Origin of the sequence: Pseudarthrobacter phenanthrenivorans, from assembly GCF_000813845.1 — a bacterium.
GTDB classification, from domain to species: Bacteria; Actinomycetota; Actinomycetes; order Actinomycetales; family Micrococcaceae; genus Arthrobacter; species Arthrobacter phenanthrenivorans_B.
Genome location: NZ_JWTB01000045.1, coordinates 1 through 19,777 on the forward strand (window position 1 = coordinate 1; position 19,777 = coordinate 19,777).

A 19,777-nucleotide genomic window follows, 5' to 3' on the forward strand; every position below is an offset into this window, starting at 1 on the left:
AACGTCGCATCACCAATCCCGATCACACCGTCCTCCGTCGTGATCCGCAACGTCACGAAATTCCGCGACGGACTGGTAACAAACACATCGGCGGCAATGATCTTCATGGGATTTATTGTTCCTTCCAAGGGGATGGGGTTGGCGGTGCAACCTGCGTTCACGTGTGTGCGGGGGTGGCGGAGCCGGCCGGGTTGGCGCTGAGGGTTCCGGACAAGGCTGAGACCAGGGCAACGATTTGCGGGTCCTCGGCGAGGCCGGCGCTGACCAGGCGGAGCAGTGCCTGGATCCTTCCGGTGCCGGGCACGGCGTTGGCTGCCCTGATGTCTGCCGCCAGCGGGTCCTGGAATTCGGCGCCGGAGGCGGCGTAGTCAATCCATGCTGCAAGCATCAGTGCGCTGCCGCTGCCGCGGCGGCCTGCGGCCCGTTCCGCCATCAGGACCGGGACGGCGCGCATGCGCAGCTTGGTGGTCCCGTCGGCCGCGATCTGAGCCAGCCGGTGGGCGATGCGGGCATTGCCGAACCGGTCCAGCAGAGCCTGCCGGTACTGCGGGATGTCCAGCCCGGCAGCGGTCAAGTGGTTTGCCGCCTCGTCCCAGAATTCCTCCACTGCCTTCCGGCACACCGGATCGGCGAGGGCTTCGGCCACCGTTGCGTGGCCGCGGAGCTGCCCGGCGTAGGCCAGGATCGAGTGTGAACCGTTGAGCAGCCACAGTTTGCGGTTCTCATACGGCTCGATGTCATCGACAACCACGGCACCGGCGTCCTCCCAGCGCGGCCTGCCGGCCGGGAAATCACCGCTGAGCACCCAGTTGCGGAACGGTTCGGCCACCACCGGCGAGCTGTCGCGGTAGCCGCATTTTTCGGCCACTTCCGTGGTATCCGCGTCCGTGGCGCGGGGAGTAATGCGGTCCACCGAGGTACTGACAAAGCTGACGTTGGCGTCGATCCACTCCGCCAGGCCTTGGCCCCAGGCCCCGGCCAGGCCCAGGACGGCACGGCGGGCCACCTCGCCGTTGGCCGAAAGATTGTCGCAGCTGACGACGGCGAGGGGTCCCGCGCCGCTGTCGCGGCGCCGGGCGAGGGCAAGCACCAGCCGGCCCAGCGGCGTGCCGGGCACCCCTGCCTCCCCTGGTCCTGTTCCCCCGGACGCTGCTGCCGACAGCGCCCGGAGGTCTTCCGCGACAGCCGGCGCGTCGGCGTCGAACCTTCCATCCGCCGCCAGCCCGTAGGCTGCCTCGGTGATGGTCAGCGTGACGATCGCCGTTTCTTTCGCCGCCAGAAGCTCGCACAGACGGCCCACGTCGGCCCCGTCCACCGCTTCGACAATGCTGCCGATAACCTCAAAGCTGTCCCCGGCTGCCGAACGCTCCACCAGCGTGTAGAGGCAGTCCTGGGCGGACAGCGCCTCGGCGGCATCCGGGCGGCGGCCGGTGAACGCCGCGATCCCCCACTCCCCCGCGTCACCGGCGTGCTGGGTGTACCAGGCCTGGTGGGACCGGTGGAACGCGCCCAGGCCAAGGTGCACGATCCGCACCGGCGCCGTGGGCAGCGGCTTCAGGGTGCGGTCCAGGACCGGCAGTGCACCCGGGGCAGGCGGGACAGCGCTCACAGCTTGAACACCCGCCGCGGTGAAGCATCCACGATGTCGACAATCAGTTCCTGGGCCCGGTCCTCGCTGATCCGGTGCTCGGCCACCAGGCGTGCCAGGAAGGAGGCCTCGATCCGCCGCGCCGTATCGTGCCGGGCCGGGATGGAGCAGAAGGCGCGGGTGTCGTCGATAAAGCCCGAGGACCGCGAGAAGCCCGCCGTCTCCGTCACCGCCGACCGGAAGCGCAGCATCGCGTCCGGAGCGTCCAGGAACCACCACGGTGCCCCCAGGTACACCGACGGGTAGAACCCGGCCAACGGCGCCAGCTCCCGGGAGAACACCGTCTCATCGAGCGTGAAGAGGACCAGGTGGAAGTCCTTGGCCGTGCCGAAGTCCTGCAGCAGCGGCCGGACGGCCTCCGTGTAGTTGACCGCCACCGGAATATCGTGGCCCGTGTCGGCTCCGAAAGCCTCGAAGGTGGGCGTGTGGTGGTTGCGGAACGAGCCCGGGTGGATGGTCATCACCAGGCCGTCCTCCACCGACATCCTGGCCATCTGGTACAGCATGTGGGCCTCGAAGGCATCCCGTTCCCGCGGCCCTGCCTGGCCGGTGCGGCCGAGCTCGAAAAGCCGCTCCGCCTCGCCGTCGTCCAGTTTGAGGGTGGCCGGGGTGAACAAGCCGTGGTCGGCGGACACCGCGCCCCGGTCCACGAAGTGCCGCCGCCTGGCTTCGAGCGCCTTGATGTAGCCGGCGTAGCCGGTGGCGCCCTCCCCCGCGGCGCTGATGAGGCGCTCCACGTTGTCCTGCCACGCCGGATGCGCCATGTTCAGGTACTGGTCCGGCCGGAAGGTGGGCAGCACCCTGCCTGCGAAGGCAGGATCCGCCTGCAGCGCTGCGTGGCTGTCCAGGGTGTCCAGCGGGTCATCCGTGGTGGCCAGGACCTCGATGTTGAATTCCTTGAACAGCTCGCGCGGGCGGAAACCGGGCTCCGAAAGTTTGGCCTGCAGGGCGTCGTAGAGCCGGTCGGCGTTGTCCGCGGACGGCTCCTCCTGCAACCCGAACACGTGGGCGAACTCCTGCCGGATCCAGTACCCGGACGCCGTTCCCTCGAAGTTGGGCCACGCTTCGCAGAAGCGGCGCCACACCTGCCGTGAATCAGCAGGCTGGCCGCCAAGCCCCAGCTGGTCCATGGGGACCCCGCCGGCATGGATCAACCGGGTGACGTAGTGGTCCGGTGTGACCAGGAGCGCGGCAGGATCAGGGAAGGGAGTGTTCTGTTCGATGACCGCCGCGTCCACGTGTCCGTGCGGGGATATGATCGGCAGCCCCTCCACCTTTGTGAAGAGGGACCGGGCAACCTCCCGGACACCGGGATCCGCCGGCAGCAGCCGGTCCGGGTGGTCCGCTATTGGCTGGCCCATTGCTCAACGCCTCCTGGCCGGGACGGAGAGGCCTGCCAGGGCAGCCGTGGAGCGAAGGTACTCGAGGTTGTCCGCCGTACGCTCGGCCAGGGGTAGCTCGGTGGAGAAGTCCTCCACGGTGACCCACCCGTCATAGCCGAAGGCCGCGAGCGCTTTGAAGTACTGCAGCACGCTGCCCTGGCCCGAGCGGAGTGGGGCCCACTCATTGCGGTAGACGGCGGCGCCGGACTCATCGGTTTCGCCGCTGTTGACCCAGACCGCGTTCTTGACGTGCACGTGTGCCAGGTAGTCGCCCAGGAGCTCGAAGGCGGGAAGGTAGTCCTCCTGCCCTTCGATGAGCAGGTTCCCCAGGTCGTGGATAACGCCCACGTGCCGGGGGTCCAGTCCGTCCAGCAGCCGCAGCGCGGACGACGCGGAAGCGGTGATGGTCCGGTGGTGCAGCTCCACAAGTGCCTTGACGCCGTGGTGCGCAGCCCGTTCGGCGATCCACTCGAAATCGCGGCGGGCTGCGGCAAAGAGTTCCGGGTAGGGCGTGCCGCTGGCCGGTTCGTTGCCCCATGCCGCAGTCCCCAGCGGAAGCGTGGTCACCCTGACCTTCTCCGCGCCCAGCCGGGCCGTGGCGGCCAACATGCGGTCCACGTCCGCGTGGTTGTCGCACCGTGCGTACCCGCCAATCCCGGAGAACTCCAGGCCAGCATCGCTGGTGAGGTTGGCGATGCGGTCCAGGTGGTCTTCCATCCCGGTAAGCGGGACCGTGGCCCTGTTGCCGGCCCAGAAGCCCGGTTCTGCGGCGTCGCCCTGGTCGGTTATGCGCCATTCGACGCCGTCCCAGCCTTGGTCGGCGAGGTGCTTCACTGCTTCTTCGGGAGTCCAGTCGGGGGTTGATGCCGTAAATACTGAAAACTTCATTGCTTCAGGCACTTTCTGCCGCGGTGTTGCCGGTGCGGACTTCGAGGTCGTTGTACTTGCCTGCCAGAACGTCGTCGAAGAGGACGGGCTGGCCCAGGGTGGCAGACACGTAGACGGAACGCACCGCAGCGAGCGCGTTGACGGCGTCGCTGACGGTGACGCCCGGCTGGCGTCCGCCGGCGATGGCGGCCAGGATGTCGCGGTATTGCCGGACGTGTCCGGCGGGGTAGGTGGTGGGGTCCGCCGCCTTGTAGTCTTCCTCGGGATACTTGGCCAGTTCTTCTTCCGCCTGGTTGCCGCCGCCCTGCAGGCCCATGTCCGCCGATTCACCGCCGGCGTCCTTGCTGTGGAAGTACTCCAGCCGGTCGTTGTCCACCACGGCCGAGCCTTCGGATCCCATCAGCTGGACGCGCACCGTCAAACCGGGGTAGGCCGCGGTGGTGGCGTGAAGGACGGCCAGGCCGCCGTTTTCGAAGGTGATGGTGGCAACGGCGGTGTCCTCCACCTCAATCCGTTCGTGGGCGAGCCGTGCCGTGTGTGCGTGGATCTCCACAGGGCGCCCCATGAACCAGAGGAGCAGGTCCACGGTGTGGACGCCCTGGTTCATCAAGGCGCCGCCACCGTCCATGGACCAGGTGCCGCGCCAGTCACCGGAATCGTAGTAGCCCTGGCTGCGCCACCAGGCCACGGAGGCGATGGCGGACGTCAGCCGGCCGAAGCGGCCTTTCGCCACGGCGTCCGCGACAGCGACGCTGGACTGGTCGAACCGGTGCTGGCTGATGACCGAGGCGATGATGCCCTTTTCCGCGGCTTCCTTTGCTGCGGCCTCGATCTCCTGGGCCCTGGTGAGATCCACATCCAGTGGCTTCTCGATCACCACGTGCTTGCCGGCGGCCAGGACCTCCAGGCCCTGTTGGATGTGGAGGCCGCTGGGGGTGGCCAATGCCACGAGGTCGATGTCCTCAGCCGCGAAAGCTTCGGCCAGGGAACTGAACTGCGGCGGCCGTTCGCCGCCGTTCTTTTCAATGAAGTCCGCGAGGGATTCCGCTGCCGCCGGGATGGCGTCGACGAGGGCGACGATCCGGGCCTCGGGAAACGACTGGAGGGCTACGGCGTGGGTGCGGCCAATGACGCCGCACCCCGTGATGGCTACGTTCAAGGTACTCATGCGGTCTGGACTCCTGCTTCTGCGGTGACTTTTGCGAAAGCGCGTGCGGCGATGCCGAAGGCGGTGGGACCGGAGAACCCGCCCAGGCCATGCGCCCCCGCCAGGTGCGGCTCCAGGGACGCGAAGCCCTGGTACCCGTCAGCCTTCAGCGCCTCGACGGTGCGGAGGACGTCCCCGTCCCCTTCACCGGCCGGGACCACGTGGCCATTTTCGAACAACGCATCTTTGACCTGCAGGTATTCAAGGTGCGGGCGGAGCTTGGCGTACCCCTCGTCGAAGGGCTTGACCCCCACCTGGACGAAGTTCGCGGCGTCCCAGGCGACCTTCAGGGCCGGCGAATTGACGGTCTCGATAATGTCCAGCACGCGGTCCGGGACATCTCCGAAGATGTCCTTCTCGTTCTCGTGCAGGAGGATCACCCCGCCTTCCTCGGCCACCCCGGCGAGCGCCCGCATCCGCTCCATGACGGCGTCGCGGATGCTCTCCACCTGCACGGAGTCCCCGTAGTAGAAGGAGAAGATCCGGATGTACCGTGCATCCAAGACTTTGGCGGCGTTGACCGCGCGGCGCAGCCGTTCCACCTCGTGCTCCACGGGAAGGCTGACATCCACCTTGCCAATCGGGGAGGCGATGGCCGAGACCTTCATGCCCTTTTCCTGCAGCAGGGACGCGAGGGCCTGGAGCTGTTCGTTGCTGAGGTCCACGATGTTGGTACCCCACGCGCTGCGGACCTCGATGTGGTTGGCGCCGAGGGCCTGCAGCACGGCGATCTGGATTGCGGGGTCGTCGTCGATCTCGTCGCCGAAGCCTGACAGCTGCCACGTGGTCTGCGTGGTCGAAACCATGGTTATTTAACTCCTCCGGCGGTCAGCCCGCCTACTAGGTAACGCTGGAAAATCAGGTAGAGAATGACCACCGGAGCGGCACATACCAGCGCCGCCGCCATCATCTGGCCGTAGTAAGGGATGGCGCCGCCTTCCTGGGAGGCACCAAAGATCTGGAGCGCGACGGCGGCGGTCTGGCTTTCCGGCCGTGTCATCACCGAGGCGAAGAGGACGTCGTTCCAGCCGAGAAGGAAGGCGAAGATGCCGGAGACAACGATGCCGGGCCAGCTCAGCGGCAGGATGATCCGGAACAGCACTCCCAGGTTGGACGCACCGTCGATCCTTGCTGCTTCTTCCAGTTCCTTGGGAAGCCCGCGCAGGTAGGTGACCATCACCCAGGTGGAGAACGGCATGGCGAACGTCAGGTAGGTGACAAACAGGCCCCATTGGGTTCCGATGACCTGGATCCCAAGGTAGGTGGCGGCTGAGGAAAAGAGCACGAAGACCGGCAGCACCATCAGTGTTCCGGGAACGGACTGCAGTGCCAGCAGGCCGCGCAGGATGGTCAGCCTGCCCCGGAAGCTGTAGCGGACCAACACGAACGCGGTGGACACGGACAGCGCCGCCGAGACGACGGCTGTTGCTCCCGCCACCAGGACGCTGTTGGTGAGGCCGGTGGCCAGGCCCACGCTGGTCCAGATCTTCGAGTAGTTATCGAACGTGACCGAGGACGGCCAGAACTCGCCGTTGGCCACCCCGATGTCCGAGTTGACCGAGGCCAGGAAGATGTACAGCACAGGAGTCAGGACCAGGACGCCGAGGAAGACCAGGACGAAGATCAGCAAAGGGGTGGGCAGCAGCCGCAGGACCTCATGCTGGCGGTGGGAACCGGGACGGTCGACGTGGAAGGCCGCCGTGCCCTGCCTGGTGGCTGTCGTGGTGCTCATTTTTTTGCTCCAGGTGATTCGGCGTCGTCAAGCTTGACGGCACGGAGGTAGACGAACAGCGGAATGGCGATGAGGACCAGGGAGATGAAGGCCATCGCGGCGCTCAGGCCAAAGCGGAAGCTCTGGAAGCTGGTGACGTAGGTCAGGATGGGCAGGACCTCGACGTCGGCCGGCGCCGGAACACCGAACAGCACGAACGGGAGGGTGAAGTTGTTGATGTGGTGCAGCATCCCGATCAGGAAGGCCAGCGCCAGCGGGCCCTTCAGGTAGGGGAACACCACGTAACGGAGCTTGTTCCACCACAGCGCGCCGTCCAAGGCCGAGGCTTCGTGCACCTCGTGGTCTACGGACTGAAGGCCGGACAGGGCCAGGAGGTAGATAAACGGCCAGGAAGCCCAGATCTGGACCAGGACCAGCGTCCAGAAGGTCTGCGGCCCGTTGAGCCACAGGCCTACGTGGATGCCCACCGTGGCAAGGGCTTCATCCACGATCCCGCCGGGCTGGAGCATGGTCCGCCAGACGGTGGCCACTACGAAGGACGGCAGGACGTACGGAATCAGGAAGATCGAGCGGATGACTGCCCGGCCTTTGAACGCGTTCTGGGTGGCCACGGCCGCGGCGATGCCCAGCGGCAGGGTCACCACCATGGCCAGCAGCGAGTAGCTGACGCTGAGCCAGACGGCGTGCAGCAACGGGGAGTCCGTCACCGCTTCAACGAAGTTTTCCACTCCGATGAACGGCGAGCTGATCCACTTCCGCAGGGTGTACTGGTCCAGATTCAGGACGGACATGTAGATGCCCAGGAGCAGCGGGACCACGATGATGATGATCATCAGGGCTCCGCCCGGGATCAGCATCCATAGCGGGCGGTTGCGTTCGCTCAGGCCCTTGCGGCGCAGTCCGCCCTTGTGTCCGGGCTGGCGCCCGGTGTCGTCGGCGGGGCGGGGCGCCCGGCCCGCGGCGGTATCCGCCGCAGGCCGGACTTCATGGGAGGCGTCGGTCGACATCAGAACCTATCCTTTGGAGGCCCGGTCCAGGGAAGCCTGGCCCTTGTTCTGGGCGTCCTTGATCCTTTGTTCGAGGGCGGACTCGTCCACCTTGCCGGCGGCCAGGTCAGGGACGGACTGGACGGTGACGTTAAGGAGTCCCAGCTGGATATCGCCCCAGGCGCCGGTGAACGGAGTGGCCTTGGACTTGGCGGCGGCGTCGGCGAGCGGCTTGAGCTTGGGGTCCGTCAGGCTGGCCAGGGCTTCGGCGTTTGCAGGCAGGTCGCCGAAGATCTTTTGGTAGTTCAGCTGCTCATCCTTGGAGGTGATCAGCTTGATGTAGGCAAAGGCCAGGTCCTTCTGCTTGGAGTAGTCCGCCACCACGAGGTTGTCGCCCGAGAGGATGCTGGCGGCGTCGCTGTCGGACTTGGACTGCGTCTCACCCGGGGCGATGGTGGGCATCAGTGTGTATTCGTACTTGCCGGCAACTGCCGACTTGTCGAGTGTGGGGATGGAGCTGGAGGTGGTCATCATCAGGTAACCGGCCTTGCCGCTGGCGAAAGCTGCCACGGCGTTGCTGTTGCTCCAGCCCACGGAGGCGGGGTCAACAACCTTGTCGTTGGTCAGCCAGCCGAAGTACGTTTCGTAGGCCTTCTTGACGGTGGGATCGTCCATCTTCAGCTTGTTGCCGTCAACCAGCGGGTTGCCGGCCTGCACGGCCATGGCCCAGATGAACTTCCAGGGGTCGTAGTTGTCCTTGTAGCCGGTGGCGATGCCGTACGTGTCGCCCTTGGTCATCTTCTTGGCCTGGGCTGCCAGCTCGTCCCAGCTTGTGGCCGGCTTGTCGATGCCGGCAGCGGCCAGCAGGTCCTTGTTATATGCCATCACGAACGGACGGCTGACGAAGGGGATGCCGGCCTGGTGGTCCTTGTCCGGTCCTGAAATGCCGAGGGCTGCCTGGTTGAAGCGGTCCTTGCCGCCAACAGCCTTCCAGTCGTCGTCCGAGAGGGTCACGAAGGCCTTGGTGGCGTAGGCAGTCGGCGTGAAGGTGGTGCCCAGCCCATAGATGTCAGGCCCTTGGCCCGATACGACCGAGGTCTGGATCCGGGTGAGCTCGTCATTGGCCGAGGCGAAGGTCTCGAACTTCACGTCGGCGCCGGTCTCAGCCTTGAACTTGGCGGCGATATCGCTCTGCCACTGTTTCTGCTGTTCGGGGTACTGGCTCAGGACGCCGACCAGGACGTTGAGGGTCTTGCCCGTACCGTCCACTTTCCCATTCGCGTTGGTCGAGCCTCCGCTGTTGCCGGAGCCCCCGGATCCACAACCGGTCAGGGCGAGTGCTGCAGCCGTGACTATTGCCGCGAGCCCAGTAGTCGATTTAAACCTCATTGTTTTTCTCCTCTAGGACACCCGCATGGCCACATCCGTCCTGTGGCGGAAATCACTGCAGGCGACTCGAGAGCCAGTCTAGGAAGATGGCAAGACGGTGGCAAGCGGTTGCCAAAAATTGCCATGAGTGCTCAGATTGATGCATCGGAAGTCAGGGCACGCCGGCGGAAATTTTGCCGTGGCGGTTGGTCCAGCCAGTAGGGAAAGGTCCAGTGCCATGGCTGATTCAAGGGCCGCAGACACCACCAGGGGAAGCTCAAGAGCGGCAACCCGCCAGGAGCGGCCACCCACTATCCGCGATGTGGCGGAACTGGCCGGCGTTGCCACGTCCACGGTATCCCGGGCGCTCGCGCGGCCCGACAGGGTGAACCCCAGGACGCGGCTGCGGATCGAAGAGGCCGCCGCGGAACTCAACTACGTTCCGAGCTCGCAGGCGCGGGGACTGAGCTCGGGACGGACCAATGCCGTGGCCGTGCTGGTGCCCGACATTACCAATCCGTTCTACTTCGACATCATCCGGGGCACGCAGCACCAACTGAAGGCTGCGGGCGTGACCCAGCTCCTGGTGGACACCGAGGAATCCAGCGAAATGGAACTCGATGCGCTGCATAAGATGCGCAAGTCCGCAGATGGATTCATCCTGGCCGCCTCGCGCCTGACCGATGCCCAGCTGGCGGAGGTTTCGCAGTCACAGCCCCTGGTGACCTTCAACCGCGCTTCCACCAGCGCACCCACGGTGATGATCGATACGCCGTCCGCCATCATCCAGGCCCTGGAGCACCTTGCATCGCTGGGCCACCACAAGGTCTGCTATGTGGCGGGGCCACCTACCTCGTGGTCCAACCAGATGCGCTGGAAGGTCTTCGAGGAGGACGCGACGAAGCGGGGGATGGAGGTGCACCGGATCGGCCCGTACACGCCCAAGACGACGTCTGGGGCGGCGGCGGCGGATGCCGCGGTCAGGACGGGGGCCACGGCGTGCATTGTGTTCAACGACCTGCTGGCCATCGGCATGCTCCAGCGGCTGCAGGCCCGTGGCATCAGGGTTCCGGCCGACATGAGCATCGTTGGTTCGGATGACATTTTCGGCGCGGACTTCTGCAATCCCCCGCTGACCACCATCTCAAGTCCCATTGAGCAGGCCGGAAGGGTTGCAGTGTCCATGCTGCTGGCGCAACTCAACCCGCTTGCGGGCAACGCCAGCCGCCAGCTCGCGGTCATGCCCACGCACCTGACCATCCGCGAGTCCACGGGCCCCGCGCCCCGGTAGTGGACACGGGGGAACTACTCCTCAACGCCTTCTTCGCGGTGAACGGCAGGACCCCAGGTCTCATCGGCTGTTCCGAAATGGATTGGGGTTGTAAACGCGCCCACCCCAACCAAAAGGTGGGCGTACGACGGCGGGAGCCCACCCGCCGTCGTACGCCCGCCCTTGGAGTGCGGTGCTTAGGCCTCTGCCAGCACAGCCCCGGCGGGAACCTCTGCCGGGACGCCGGGCTCGTTCCGGCCATACAGCCAGTCGTTGTACTGGAAGTTGTTGTCGCCGCGGCTCTTGAACAGCATGTTCCGCAGGACGCGTGCCACGCCGTCCACGTGCCAGGACTCCCCCCAGATCCGCGCAGTCCGCTGCACGCGGGCGGTGCGCGCCGCGCGGGTTTCGTTGAACTCGCGGAAGGCATCCTCCCATGCACCGGCGTCGATCCCCTCAGGGGTGAAGACCTTGCCGCGGGACACGTCCTGCAGGACGGCCGCGTCCTCCAGCGCCTGGCAGGCGCCCTGGGCCAGGTACTGCAGCATCGGGTGGGCGGCGTCGCCGATCAGCGCCATGCGGCCGGAGACCCAGTTCTCGATCGGGTTGCGGTCATACATGGGCCAGCGGATACCGGTGGCCAGGTTCTTCAGGGCTTCCTGCACGGCGGGGACGCAGTCCTTGTAGGCCGCCTGGAGTTCGTCCACGCCGCCGTACTGCTCTTCTCCACGCTCAAAAGACGGGGACTTGAACACTGCCACGGTATTGAGCAGCTGGCCCTTGCGGAGCGGGTACTGGACCAGGTGGCAGTTCGGGCCGAGGTAGACGATGACGTCCTCCAGGTCCGCGGCGGGGGTTTCCTCGGTGATGGGCACGGTGCCGCGGTACGCCACGTAGGCGGAGTTGACGGGGCCGTCGTTGGCAACGGTGGCGCGGAGGGTGGACTTCAGCCCGTCCGCTGCCAGGATGGCGTCCGCCTCGAACACCTCGCCCTTGGCGCTGTAGGCGCGGGCCCGGTCTCCGTCGGTTTCCACTTTCTGCACCAGGACGTCGTTCACCAGGGTGACGCCGGCTGCCTGGCATGCTTCGAGCAGGATCCGGTGCAGGTCGCTGCGGTGGATCACCACGTAGGGGGCGCCGTAGCGTTCCTCGAACTCCCCGCCCAGGGTCTGGCGGGTCAGTTCCTCCCCCGTGACCGCGTCGCGGAACACCAGGTGCTTGGGCTGGACGCCGATTTCCAGCGCCTTTTCCAGCAGGCCCCAGCGCTTGAGGACGCGGGAGGCGTTGGGCGCCATTTGCAGGCCGGCCCCGACTTCACCGAAGGCCGGTGCCACCTCAACCAGGGTGACGGCGGCGCCGTTTTCGCGCAGTGCCAGCGCGCCGGCCAGTCCGGCCATGCCGCCACCCACCACCAGGACATCGGTGGAATCTTTGACGTTAGACATTGGAAACTCCTACTGCTGTTGATTTCTTGATTTTGATGCCCACTGCAGCGATCAGGACTGCCGCTGCGGCTGCTGCTCCGGCAAAGGCCAGGAAGTTTGAATTCACGCCCAGGCCCGCTGCGAGCAGGAGCCCGCCGGCCTGCGGTGCGGCCACGGCCCCGATCCGGCCCACGCCCAGGGCCCAGCCCAGCGCAGTACCGCGGAGGTGTGCCGGGTAGTGGCTGGCCACGGCGGCGATGATGAGGCACTGCGTGCCGTGCGTTCCCACGCCGGCAAGCACCAGCATGAAATAGACGACGGCGACCGGCGGCCCGGTGACCAGGACCAGCAGTCCGATGGCCGCCACCGCCGCTGCCGCGATGGCAGTGGGGATGGGGCCGAACCGCGTGCCGGCCCAGGCGGTCAGCACCGAGCCCGCCACGGCCCCAAGGTTGAGTGCCAACGCGAACGTCAGGGCGGACCCGAGGTTGTACCCGGCCAGCTGCATGAGGTTGGGCAGCCAGGTGCCCAGGCCATACCAGGCGAAGAGGGTCACCAAGGTGCCGATGGCGAACAGCAGGCTGATCCCGAGGTACGGCGCCCGAAGAAGGGAGCCGAACCCGACGGCGTCCCTGGCACCCCCGGTCCTGCCGCCGGCTTCGGGTGCCAGCGTCTCCGGCAGGTAGCGGATGCCCAGCGGAATGACCCCCACCAAGGCGACGACGGCGACCAGGAACATGACCGGCCAGCCGAAGGCGGGAATCAGCGGGATGCCGGCGAGTGCTGCGATGGAGCCGCCGATCGGCACACCGGACATCATGAGCGTGGCGATAGTGGAGCGCCATTTTTCCGGGACGAGCTCGGCTACCAGGGCGTTGGCGGACGGCACCAGGCCGCCCAGGCCAACGCCCGCCAGGAGGCGGAGCCCGCCAAAGACAGGCGCGTTGGGGGCGAATGCGCAGAAGATGGTGAAGACGGAGAACACTATGGCGCAGCCGATGATGGTGCGACGCCGGCCCCAGGTATCGGCCATGCGCCCGGCGAAGACCGCTCCAATCATCATGCCGACGAAGGCCATCGACCCGATGGTGCCGGCAGTGGCCTTGGTCAGGCCCCAGCCGGTATCGCTGATGAGCGAGCCCTGGACCGTCCCATACACGATCAGGTCATAGCCGTCGAAAACGACCAGCAGCCAGCACACCAGCACGGCGAGCACGGAACGCCGGGGAAACCCGGAACGGCCTGCACCCGCGGCGGGGGCGGCCGTGCGCTGCGGCGCTGCAGCGGAAGTTGTGTGATTCATCCCATTACTGTGCTGTTAGGCGCGCCTTGAGGCACATAAGATTCTGTTATGCAGAATCTTCCGGCCCGGCGGAAGCCCACCTATTCCATCGAAGCAGTGGACAACGCCCTGCAGCTGCTCCAACTCCTTCGGGACGTGGGGAGCCTGCGGCTCAAGGACGCCGCGGCCGAGCTTGGGGTGGCGCCCTCCACGGCGCACCGGCTCCTGGCCATGCTGGTCTACCGGGGTTTCGCGGTCCAGGACGAGACCAGGCGGTACGTTCCGGGTCCTGCCATGGGCGCGGGCCCTGCCGGCTTCAGCTGGACGCGGCAGTTGCGGGACATCTCCCGGCCGCACATGGAACTGCTCTGCGCGCGCACGAATGAGACCGTGAACCTGATGATCCGGGTGGGCACCAAAGTCCGCTTCCTGGACACCGTGGAAAGCACCAACATCCTTAGGGTCGGGGACCGGCAGGGCACCCTGCTGCCGGCGCACAAGGCGTCGGGCGGAAAGGCCATCCTGGCCGAGCTGGAACCGGCGGCACTGGACCAGCTGTTCCGGAGCCCGAACGCGGAGCTGGCCGGCGACTATATTCCCGACGCCGAGTACCCGGCCTTCCTGCGCGAGCTTGAGTCCGTCCGGGCCAATGGATTCGCCGCAAATTTCGGGGGCACCGAGGAGGGCATCAGCGCCTTCGGGATGGCGCTGCGCAACGGGCGGGGCATGGTGGTGGGGGCCCTGAGCGTGGCCACTCCGGTGGCCAGGTTCCGGCCCCTGTTCGACGCCGGACTGGTGGGCGTCATGATGGAAACCAAGCGCCAGCTGGAAATGGACATCGCGGCCAATCCGGCGGACGGGGCAGCAGGCGGCTGACCCGCACTGTGGGACCAAAATTCTGGTAGACAGAATATGTTGGGGGTCACAGCGCATCCTTCCCTAAGGTCGAATCCACGCCGCAGTCAGTCCGCACGCAAGGAGAAGGCCAGTGTCGATCAGCGCTGAAAACCAAACCCACGAATCCGTGGCACAGGAACACCATGTCCCGGAGCCCACCGCCGAGGAAGCTGCCCAGCTTGAGCAGCTGTACCGGGATTTCGATAAAGAAAACCTGATTCCGTTGTGGACGGAGATCGCGGACCTGATGCCGATGGTCCCGTCCCCCAAAGCCGTGCCGCACGTGTGGCGGTGGGATGATCTCTACCCGCTGGCCGCCCGTGCCGGGGACCTGGTGCCCGTGGGCCGTGGCGGGGAACGCCGCGCGATCGCGCTGGCGAACCCCGGCCTGGCCGGCACCCCGTACGCCACCCCCACCCTCTGGGCCGCGATCCAGTACCTGGGCGGCCGGGAAACAGCCCCGGAGCACCGCCACTCGCAGAACGCGTTCCGCTTCGTGGTGGAGGGTGAGGGCGTGTGGACCGTGGTGAACGGTGACCCGGTCCGGATGTCCCGCGGCGATTTCCTCCTCACCCCGGGCTGGAACTTCCACGGCCACCACAACGACACCGACGAGCCCATGGCGTGGATCGACGGCCTGGACATCCCGTTCGTGCACTACGCCGATGCCGGGTTCTTCGAATTCGGCACCGAACGCGTCACCGACGAGGCCACCCCGGACATTTCCCGCTCCGAACGGCTGTGGGCCCACCCCGGCCTGCGCCCGCTCTCCGGCCTGGAGAACACCACCAACTCCCCCATCGCCGCGTACCGGTGGAAGTACACCGACGCCGCGCTCCGCGAGCAACTGCTGCTGGAGGACGAGGGCCATCCCGCTACCGTGTCCCAGGGCCACGCCGCCATCCGGTACACCAACCCCACCACCGGCGGGGATGTCATGCCCACCATCCGCGCGGAGTTCCACCGCCTGCGGGCCGGCGCCGGGACCGAGACCGTCCGCGAGGTGGGCTCCAGTGTCTGGCAGGTCTTCGAAGGCACCGGCACCGTGACCCTGAACGGCGAAACCCGGGTCCTGGCCAAGGGCGACCTGTTCGTGGTTCCGTCCTGGGCAGCCTGGTCCCTGCAGGCCGGGACTGAGTTTGATTTGTTCCGGTTCAGCGACGCACCCATCTTTGAGCGCCTGAACTTCAACCGCACCTACATCGAAGGACGCACCAAGTAATGAAACTCCTCACCCTCCGCCTCGATTCCACAGGCAACGGCGGCACCGAAGCGCGTACGACGGCGGTCCGCCAGGACGGCGATACCCTCACCGAGATCCCGGGGTTCGCCGACGTCGGGGCCCTGCTGCAGGACCCCGCCTGGGAAACCACCGCGAAGGCGGCCAACGGCGCAACGCACCCTGTGGCCGGCGCCGACCTTGCCGCCGTCGTCCCGTCCCCCGGCAAGATCATCTGCGTGGGCCACAACTACCGCAACCACATCAAGGAAATGGGCCGCGAAGTCCCGGCGCACCCCACCCTGTTCGCCAAGTACGCCGAGTCCCTGATCGGGCCCAACGACGATCTGGCCCTGCCGCAGGAATCGGACACCGTGGACTGGGAAGCCGAACTCGCCGTCGTGATCGGGAAGCAGGGCCGACGCATCCCCGAAGCGCAGGCCGCAGAGCATATCGCCGGGTACGCCGTACTGAACGACATCTCCATGCGCGACTACCAGTTCCGCACCATCCAGTGGCTGCAGGGCAAGACCTGGGAGAAGTCCACCCCGTTCGGCCCGGCCCTGGTGACCCAGGACGAATTTACCCCCGGGCCGCTGATGACCTCGGCCGTGGACGGCGAGGTCCAGCAGTCCACCCCCACCTCGGACCTGGTGTTCACCCCGGAGTTCCTGGTCTCCTACATCTCCACCATCATCACCCTGAACCCGGGCGACGTGATCGCCACCGGCACCCCCGGCGGCGTGGGCCACGCCCAGGATCCCAAGCGCTACCTGCAGGAGGGCCAGGTCCTGGTCACCACCATCGAAGGCCTGGGCCAGCTGACCAACCGCGTGGTCAAGGAAGCCTGATGGTTGCCCGGCACGACCAAACCACCGATCCGGTCCTGCTCGACGGGCTCCTGCAGGCCCGGCGCGGCACCGCGTTCTTCGCCCGCAAGCTCAACGAGCTCACCGACGCGGAGCTGGACGGGGACTCGCTGCTGCCGGGCTGGACCCGCCGCCACGTTGTAGCCCACGTGGGCTACAACGCCCGGGCAGTTTCCCGCCTGGTGGAGTGGGCGGCCACTGGCGTGGAAACACCCATGTACCCCTCGGTGGAGGTCCGCAACTACGAGATCGACTTCGGGGCCACGCTCAGTCCCATCGCGCTGCGGAACCTGTTCGACCACTCCGCCGTGCACCTGAACGTGGAGTGGCGGGACCTGCCCGCCGACTCCTGGCACCACAAGGTCAAGACCGTCCAGGGCAGGACCGTCCCGGCTGAGGAGACGGTCTGGATGCGCACCCGCGAGGTTTGGGTCCACGCCGTCGACCTGGACAACGGGGCCACCTTCAAGGACATCCCCGCGCCCGTCCTTGAACGGCTGCTCAAGGACATCACCGACGCGTGGCATGCCCGCGGCACGGACAAGGACCTGGTGGTCCAGGTGGACGGCACCGCCTTATCGTTCGGGGACACAACTGCCGCGTCGCCCACCATAGTGTCGGGCCCGCTGGCTGCCATCGCCCAGTGGGCCACCGGACGGGGCACGGACGGAACCAGGGCACAGCACGACGGCGGATCCGTCACCCCGGTGCCGGCCGCGCCGGCCTGGATCTGACGCCGGCGCCATGTGTCCACCGCGCCGGAGGCGGGCCAGCGCGGCCGGTCCGCCTCCGGCATTGCTGCCCGGCACCCTGTTTCCGCCTGGACCTACTGCGCCTCGGGCTGGAAACCAAAAATGCTCCCCGGGAGTTGGAACAGAATCCATAATCCACCCCCACCAGGCTGGATAGCATGAGGTAACCGGACAGAGCCGTCCGGCAGGACCCAATGCAAAAGGACAACCCATGGCCGCGGTTACGGTGGATGACATCCTCTCGGATCTTCCGCTTGGCTTCGCCAGCCTCATCCTCCGGCCCGCACCATCGGCGCCGGATATCGAACGGTTCCTGATCGTCGACGCCGATGACGAGGGCGTCCACGCCGCCGGGGCATTTGTCCTGCTTATCGGCGTCCGCGGCCGTTCCGCATTGCCTGCCCTCCGCCGCCTCCTGGACAATCCGCCGCCCGTCGTGGCGGTCAAGGGCAACCGCGAAGATGTCGCCGAGGCCGAAGAGCTCCTCGGCGCCGCCGGTTCCGGGCTCCTGCTGGTGGACCCGGCCGCTGACTGGGACCGCCTGCTTTCCATTGCCAAGGACCGGATCCAGCCGCGCAGCTACGAACGCGAAGTACTCACCCTGCTTGAGGAAGACCTGTTCGCCATTGCCCAGACAACCGCCCGGCTGACGTCGAGCCACGTCCTGGTCGAGGATGCGGCGAACAAGGTCCTCGCCTACTCCACGGTCACCAACGACATCGATGAACTCCGGAAAGCGTCCATCCTGTCCCGCCGCGGCCCGAGGAAGTACGAACTGCTGCTCAAGGACCTGGGCGCCTACCGCGAACTCCACCGCACCCGCCAGCCCGTGCGGGTGCCTGCCAGGCCGCAGGACGGCCTGCGGGAACGGGTGGCCATCGCGCTCTTCGCCGGTGAACGGATCATGGGGTACATCTGGCTGCAGGAAACCGGCGACGGGTTCGGCCCGGACGTCGAATACGTGCTCACCGGGTCCGCGGCCCGGGTATCCGCCGAACTCATCCGCTACCGCAACCAGCAGTCCGTCCACATGCGGGAGGACCGGATTGCGCGGATCCTGTCGGGCCCGGCGGAAGCCGCCGCCAGTGCACACAGCGGCAAGATCCCGTCGGAGCGTCCCGCAGCCCTCCTCCTGATCGGCATGTCCGACGCCGACTCCCGGGCTGAAGACGCCGCGCTCAAGCACGGGGAACTGGCCAACCTTGCCTCCATCCATGCCGCTGCCTACAAAGCATCCGCCGTCGTCGGGCAGTTCAACGGTGACACCGCCATCATCATGCCGGACCTGCAGTCCGGGACCGCCGAGGCGGGACTGCGGTCCCTCGCCGAAGCAATCGTTCGGGACGCCCGCAAACACCTCGGCATCACGCCGTCCGCCGCGGTGGGGCCGCTGGCCCCGGACCTGCTGTCCATCCACACCGCCACCGGAATCACCGAGGCCCTGCTGGCCTGCGTGCGCAGCGCAGAGGCGGGGTCGGTGGCCACCGTTGACGATTTCGAAGCGGAAATCCTGTACCGGCAGGCGGTGCGCAACTTCCACGATGCCCCTTTCCGACACCGCAGCCTGGCCGCATTGCTCCATGACGACGCCGAGCTCGCAACAACCCTGCAGGCGTATTTCGACGCCTCCTTCGACGTCGGCGAATGCGCCAAACGGATGAACCTGCACAAGAACACCGTCTACTACCGCGTTGCCAAGGCGGTCCGGGTCACCGGGCTAAACTTCGGCAACCCGCGCGACTCCCTGGTGGCCCTGCTCCATCTCCAGGAATGGGCCGCCTCCAACGACAATCCAGGCAGGAAATGAGCACCACACTCAGCGCACCGCCCCTTGGCCTCCTCCTCGGGGACATCGTCCGGCGGCACCGCCCGCAGAAGAAAGAAGGAGCCGTCCCGGGAAACATCCCCTTCCTGGCCACGGTCCCGTTCGACCGCTTCGGCATCGCCGTCGCCACCACCTCCGGTGAAGTCTTCAGTTCCGGCGACGCCGACGTCCCCTTCTCCATCCAGAGCATCTCCAAAGTGTTCACCCTGGCCATGGCCCTGCAGGGAAGCCGCTCCGCCCGGCTGTGGTCGCGGGTACTGCGCGAACCCTCCGGAACGGCGTTCAATTCGCTGGTCCAGCTCGAAGCTGAACACGGCATCCCCCGCAATCCCTTCATTAACGCCGGCGCCCTGGTGGTCACGGACCACCTGATGGAAGAGACGCCCGACGCCGCCACGCAGCTCCTGCGGTTCCTCACCAGGCAGGCAGGCACGGAGGAGGGGACGGCCGTCCCCGGCCCGTCCATCGACGAAGCCGCCGCCGCGGGCGAACTGGCCGGCAGCAGCCGCAACCTGGCCCTGGCGCATTTCCTGAAGGACTTCGGCAACCTCACCCAGCCGGCGGAATCGGTGGTGGAGAACTATGTCCGCCAGTGCTCCATCATGATGAGCTGCGTCCAGCTGGCCAAGGCCGGCCTGTTCCTTGCCAATGACGGCCAGGGGACCTCCGGCAGGGTGCTGAGCCCAAGCGAGGCCAAGCGGATCGGGTCCATCATGCTGACCTGCGGCATGTACGACGCCGCGGGCGAATTCGCGTACCGGGTGGGCCTGCCCGGCAAGAGCGGGGTGGGCGGCGGCATCCTGGTCATCGTCCCGGGCCAGTGCGCCATCTGCGTGTGGAGCCCGCGCCTCGATGCCAAAGGCAACTCCCTTGCCGGCACCGCTGCCCTTGCCGACCTCTCGGACCGCACCGGCTGGTCAGTCTTCTAAGTTTCCCCATCCAACAAGATCTTTTCCGGATCGAAAGGAATACCCATGCCCAACAACCCCAATGAAGAGGTTGAGTTCGACCACGTTATTGATGGTGGT

17 protein-coding genes are annotated in these 19,777 nt (G+C 66.7%); 7 read left to right on the forward strand and 10 right to left on the reverse strand.

The window, feature by feature from the left end:
- Positions 1 to 157: 157 nt before the first annotated feature.
- Genes RM50_RS19070 through RM50_RS19105 form a run of 8 tightly spaced genes read right to left on the reverse strand, consistent with a single transcriptional unit; the run spans position 158 to position 9,232 of the window.
- Complete coding sequence (locus tag RM50_RS19070) at positions 158 to 1,609, reverse strand: mannitol dehydrogenase family protein (RefSeq protein ID WP_240472017.1); 1,452 nt, start codon at positions 1,607 to 1,609, stop codon at positions 158 to 160.
- The gene (uxaC, locus tag RM50_RS19075; protein ID WP_043455955.1) at positions 1,606 to 3,009 is read right to left on the reverse strand and encodes a glucuronate isomerase; all 1,404 of its coding nucleotides are present in this window, start codon (positions 3,007 to 3,009) and stop codon (positions 1,606 to 1,608) included. The genes RM50_RS19070 and uxaC overlap by 4 nt, the downstream gene beginning before the upstream one ends.
- Positions 3,010 to 3,012: 3 nt before the next feature.
- Positions 3,013 to 3,918, reverse strand: a complete 906-nt coding sequence (locus RM50_RS19080) for a sugar phosphate isomerase/epimerase family protein (RefSeq protein ID WP_043455957.1) — start codon at positions 3,916 to 3,918, stop codon at positions 3,013 to 3,015.
- A 4-nt stretch (positions 3,919 to 3,922) separates the two neighbouring features.
- A complete protein-coding gene (locus RM50_RS19085; RefSeq protein WP_043455958.1) occupies positions 3,923 to 5,086 on the reverse strand; it encodes a Gfo/Idh/MocA family protein in 1,164 nt (387 codons plus the stop codon).
- Positions 5,083 to 5,931: a sugar phosphate isomerase/epimerase family protein gene (locus RM50_RS19090; RefSeq protein WP_043455959.1), complete on the reverse strand. Its 849-nt coding sequence runs from the start codon at positions 5,929 to 5,931 to the stop codon at positions 5,083 to 5,085. Before RM50_RS19090 ends, RM50_RS19085 begins: the two co-directional genes overlap by 4 nt.
- Positions 5,932 to 5,933: 2 nt before the next feature.
- The gene (locus tag RM50_RS19095; RefSeq protein WP_043455961.1) at positions 5,934 to 6,857 is read right to left on the reverse strand and encodes a carbohydrate ABC transporter permease; all 924 of its coding nucleotides are present in this window, start codon (positions 6,855 to 6,857) and stop codon (positions 5,934 to 5,936) included.
- Positions 6,854 to 7,864, reverse strand: a complete 1,011-nt coding sequence (locus tag RM50_RS19100) for a carbohydrate ABC transporter permease (protein ID WP_043455962.1) — start codon at positions 7,862 to 7,864, stop codon at positions 6,854 to 6,856. The genes RM50_RS19095 and RM50_RS19100 overlap by 4 nt, the downstream gene beginning before the upstream one ends.
- Positions 7,865 to 7,870: 6 nt before the next feature.
- The gene (locus RM50_RS19105; protein WP_205622307.1) at positions 7,871 to 9,232 is read right to left on the reverse strand and encodes an ABC transporter substrate-binding protein; all 1,362 of its coding nucleotides are present in this window, start codon (positions 9,230 to 9,232) and stop codon (positions 7,871 to 7,873) included.
- A 217-nt stretch (positions 9,233 to 9,449) separates the two neighbouring features.
- On the opposite strand from RM50_RS19105, the gene RM50_RS19110 reads away from it, so the two are divergent.
- Positions 9,450 to 10,502 (forward strand): LacI family DNA-binding transcriptional regulator, encoded by a 1,053-nt coding sequence (locus RM50_RS19110; RefSeq protein ID WP_043455965.1) that lies wholly within the window; start codon positions 9,450 to 9,452, stop codon positions 10,500 to 10,502.
- A 176-nt stretch (positions 10,503 to 10,678) separates the two neighbouring features.
- Here RM50_RS19110 and RM50_RS19115 read toward each other — a convergent pair whose 3' ends face one another.
- Together RM50_RS19115 and RM50_RS19120 are read right to left on the reverse strand one after the other, a co-directional pair.
- The gene (locus RM50_RS19115) at positions 10,679 to 11,926 is read right to left on the reverse strand and encodes an FAD-dependent oxidoreductase (protein WP_043455966.1); all 1,248 of its coding nucleotides are present in this window, start codon (positions 11,924 to 11,926) and stop codon (positions 10,679 to 10,681) included.
- Entirely contained in the window at positions 11,919 to 13,208 is a 1,290-nt protein-coding gene (locus RM50_RS19120) for an MFS transporter (protein WP_043455968.1), read from the reverse strand. The genes RM50_RS19115 and RM50_RS19120 overlap by 8 nt, the downstream gene beginning before the upstream one ends.
- A 48-nt stretch (positions 13,209 to 13,256) precedes the next feature.
- Between RM50_RS19120 and RM50_RS19125 the strand changes: the two genes are divergently transcribed.
- From RM50_RS19125 to RM50_RS19150, 6 genes are all read left to right on the forward strand, one after another.
- Positions 13,257 to 14,063, forward strand: coding sequence for an IclR family transcriptional regulator (locus RM50_RS19125; RefSeq protein WP_043455969.1), 807 nt, complete (start codon positions 13,257 to 13,259; stop codon positions 14,061 to 14,063).
- Between the two features lie 112 nt (positions 14,064 to 14,175).
- On the forward strand, positions 14,176 to 15,306 hold the full coding sequence (locus RM50_RS19130) for a cupin domain-containing protein (RefSeq protein WP_043455970.1): 1,131 nt from the start codon (positions 14,176 to 14,178) through the stop codon (positions 15,304 to 15,306).
- Positions 15,306 to 16,154 (forward strand): fumarylacetoacetate hydrolase family protein, encoded by an 849-nt coding sequence (locus tag RM50_RS19135; protein ID WP_043455971.1) that lies wholly within the window; start codon positions 15,306 to 15,308, stop codon positions 16,152 to 16,154. Before RM50_RS19130 ends, RM50_RS19135 begins: the two co-directional genes overlap by 1 nt.
- Positions 16,154 to 16,906: a maleylpyruvate isomerase family mycothiol-dependent enzyme gene (locus tag RM50_RS19140; RefSeq protein WP_043455973.1), complete on the forward strand. Its 753-nt coding sequence runs from the start codon at positions 16,154 to 16,156 to the stop codon at positions 16,904 to 16,906. The genes RM50_RS19135 and RM50_RS19140 overlap by 1 nt, the downstream gene beginning before the upstream one ends.
- A gap of 229 nt (positions 16,907 to 17,135) precedes the next feature.
- Complete coding sequence (locus tag RM50_RS19145; RefSeq protein ID WP_043455974.1) at positions 17,136 to 18,731, forward strand: PucR family transcriptional regulator; 1,596 nt, start codon at positions 17,136 to 17,138, stop codon at positions 18,729 to 18,731.
- Positions 18,728 to 19,678, forward strand: coding sequence for a glutaminase (locus RM50_RS19150; protein WP_043455976.1), 951 nt, complete (start codon positions 18,728 to 18,730; stop codon positions 19,676 to 19,678). The genes RM50_RS19145 and RM50_RS19150 overlap by 4 nt, the downstream gene beginning before the upstream one ends.
- Positions 19,679 to 19,777: the final 99 nt, after the last annotated feature.

What these genes read in the sequence shown, in the direction of transcription:
- uxaC (WP_043455955.1), bottom strand. Translation starts at nt 3,009, where the DNA reads ATGGGCCAGCCAATAGCGGACCACCCGGACCGGCTGCTGCCGGCGGAT.
- RM50_RS19080 (WP_043455957.1), bottom strand. Translation starts at nt 3,918, where the DNA reads ATGAAGTTTTCAGTATTTACGGCATCAACCCCCGACTGGACTCCCGAA.
- RM50_RS19085 (WP_043455958.1), bottom strand. Translation starts at nt 5,086, where the DNA reads ATGAGTACCTTGAACGTAGCCATCACGGGGTGCGGCGTCATTGGCCGC.
- RM50_RS19090 (WP_043455959.1), bottom strand. Translation starts at nt 5,931, where the DNA reads ATGGTTTCGACCACGCAGACCACGTGGCAGCTGTCAGGCTTCGGCGAC.
- RM50_RS19095 (WP_043455961.1), bottom strand. Translation starts at nt 6,857, where the DNA reads ATGAGCACCACGACAGCCACCAGGCAGGGCACGGCGGCCTTCCACGTC.
- RM50_RS19100 (WP_043455962.1), bottom strand. Translation starts at nt 7,864, where the DNA reads ATGTCGACCGACGCCTCCCATGAAGTCCGGCCTGCGGCGGATACCGCC.
- RM50_RS19105 (WP_205622307.1), bottom strand. Translation starts at nt 9,232, where the DNA reads ATGAGGTTTAAATCGACTACTGGGCTCGCGGCAATAGTCACGGCTGCA.
- RM50_RS19110 (WP_043455965.1), top strand. Translation starts at nt 9,450, where the DNA reads ATGGCTGATTCAAGGGCCGCAGACACCACCAGGGGAAGCTCAAGAGCG.
- RM50_RS19115 (WP_043455966.1), bottom strand. Translation starts at nt 11,926, where the DNA reads ATGTCTAACGTCAAAGATTCCACCGATGTCCTGGTGGTGGGTGGCGGC.
- RM50_RS19120 (WP_043455968.1), bottom strand. Translation starts at nt 13,208, where the DNA reads ATGAATCACACAACTTCCGCTGCAGCGCCGCAGCGCACGGCCGCCCCC.
- RM50_RS19125 (WP_043455969.1), top strand. Translation starts at nt 13,257, where the DNA reads ATGCAGAATCTTCCGGCCCGGCGGAAGCCCACCTATTCCATCGAAGCA.
- RM50_RS19135 (WP_043455971.1), top strand. Translation starts at nt 15,306, where the DNA reads ATGAAACTCCTCACCCTCCGCCTCGATTCCACAGGCAACGGCGGCACC.
- RM50_RS19140 (WP_043455973.1), top strand. Translation starts at nt 16,154, where the DNA reads ATGGTTGCCCGGCACGACCAAACCACCGATCCGGTCCTGCTCGACGGG.
- RM50_RS19145 (WP_043455974.1), top strand. Translation starts at nt 17,136, where the DNA reads ATGGCCGCGGTTACGGTGGATGACATCCTCTCGGATCTTCCGCTTGGC.
- RM50_RS19150 (WP_043455976.1), top strand. Translation starts at nt 18,728, where the DNA reads ATGAGCACCACACTCAGCGCACCGCCCCTTGGCCTCCTCCTCGGGGAC.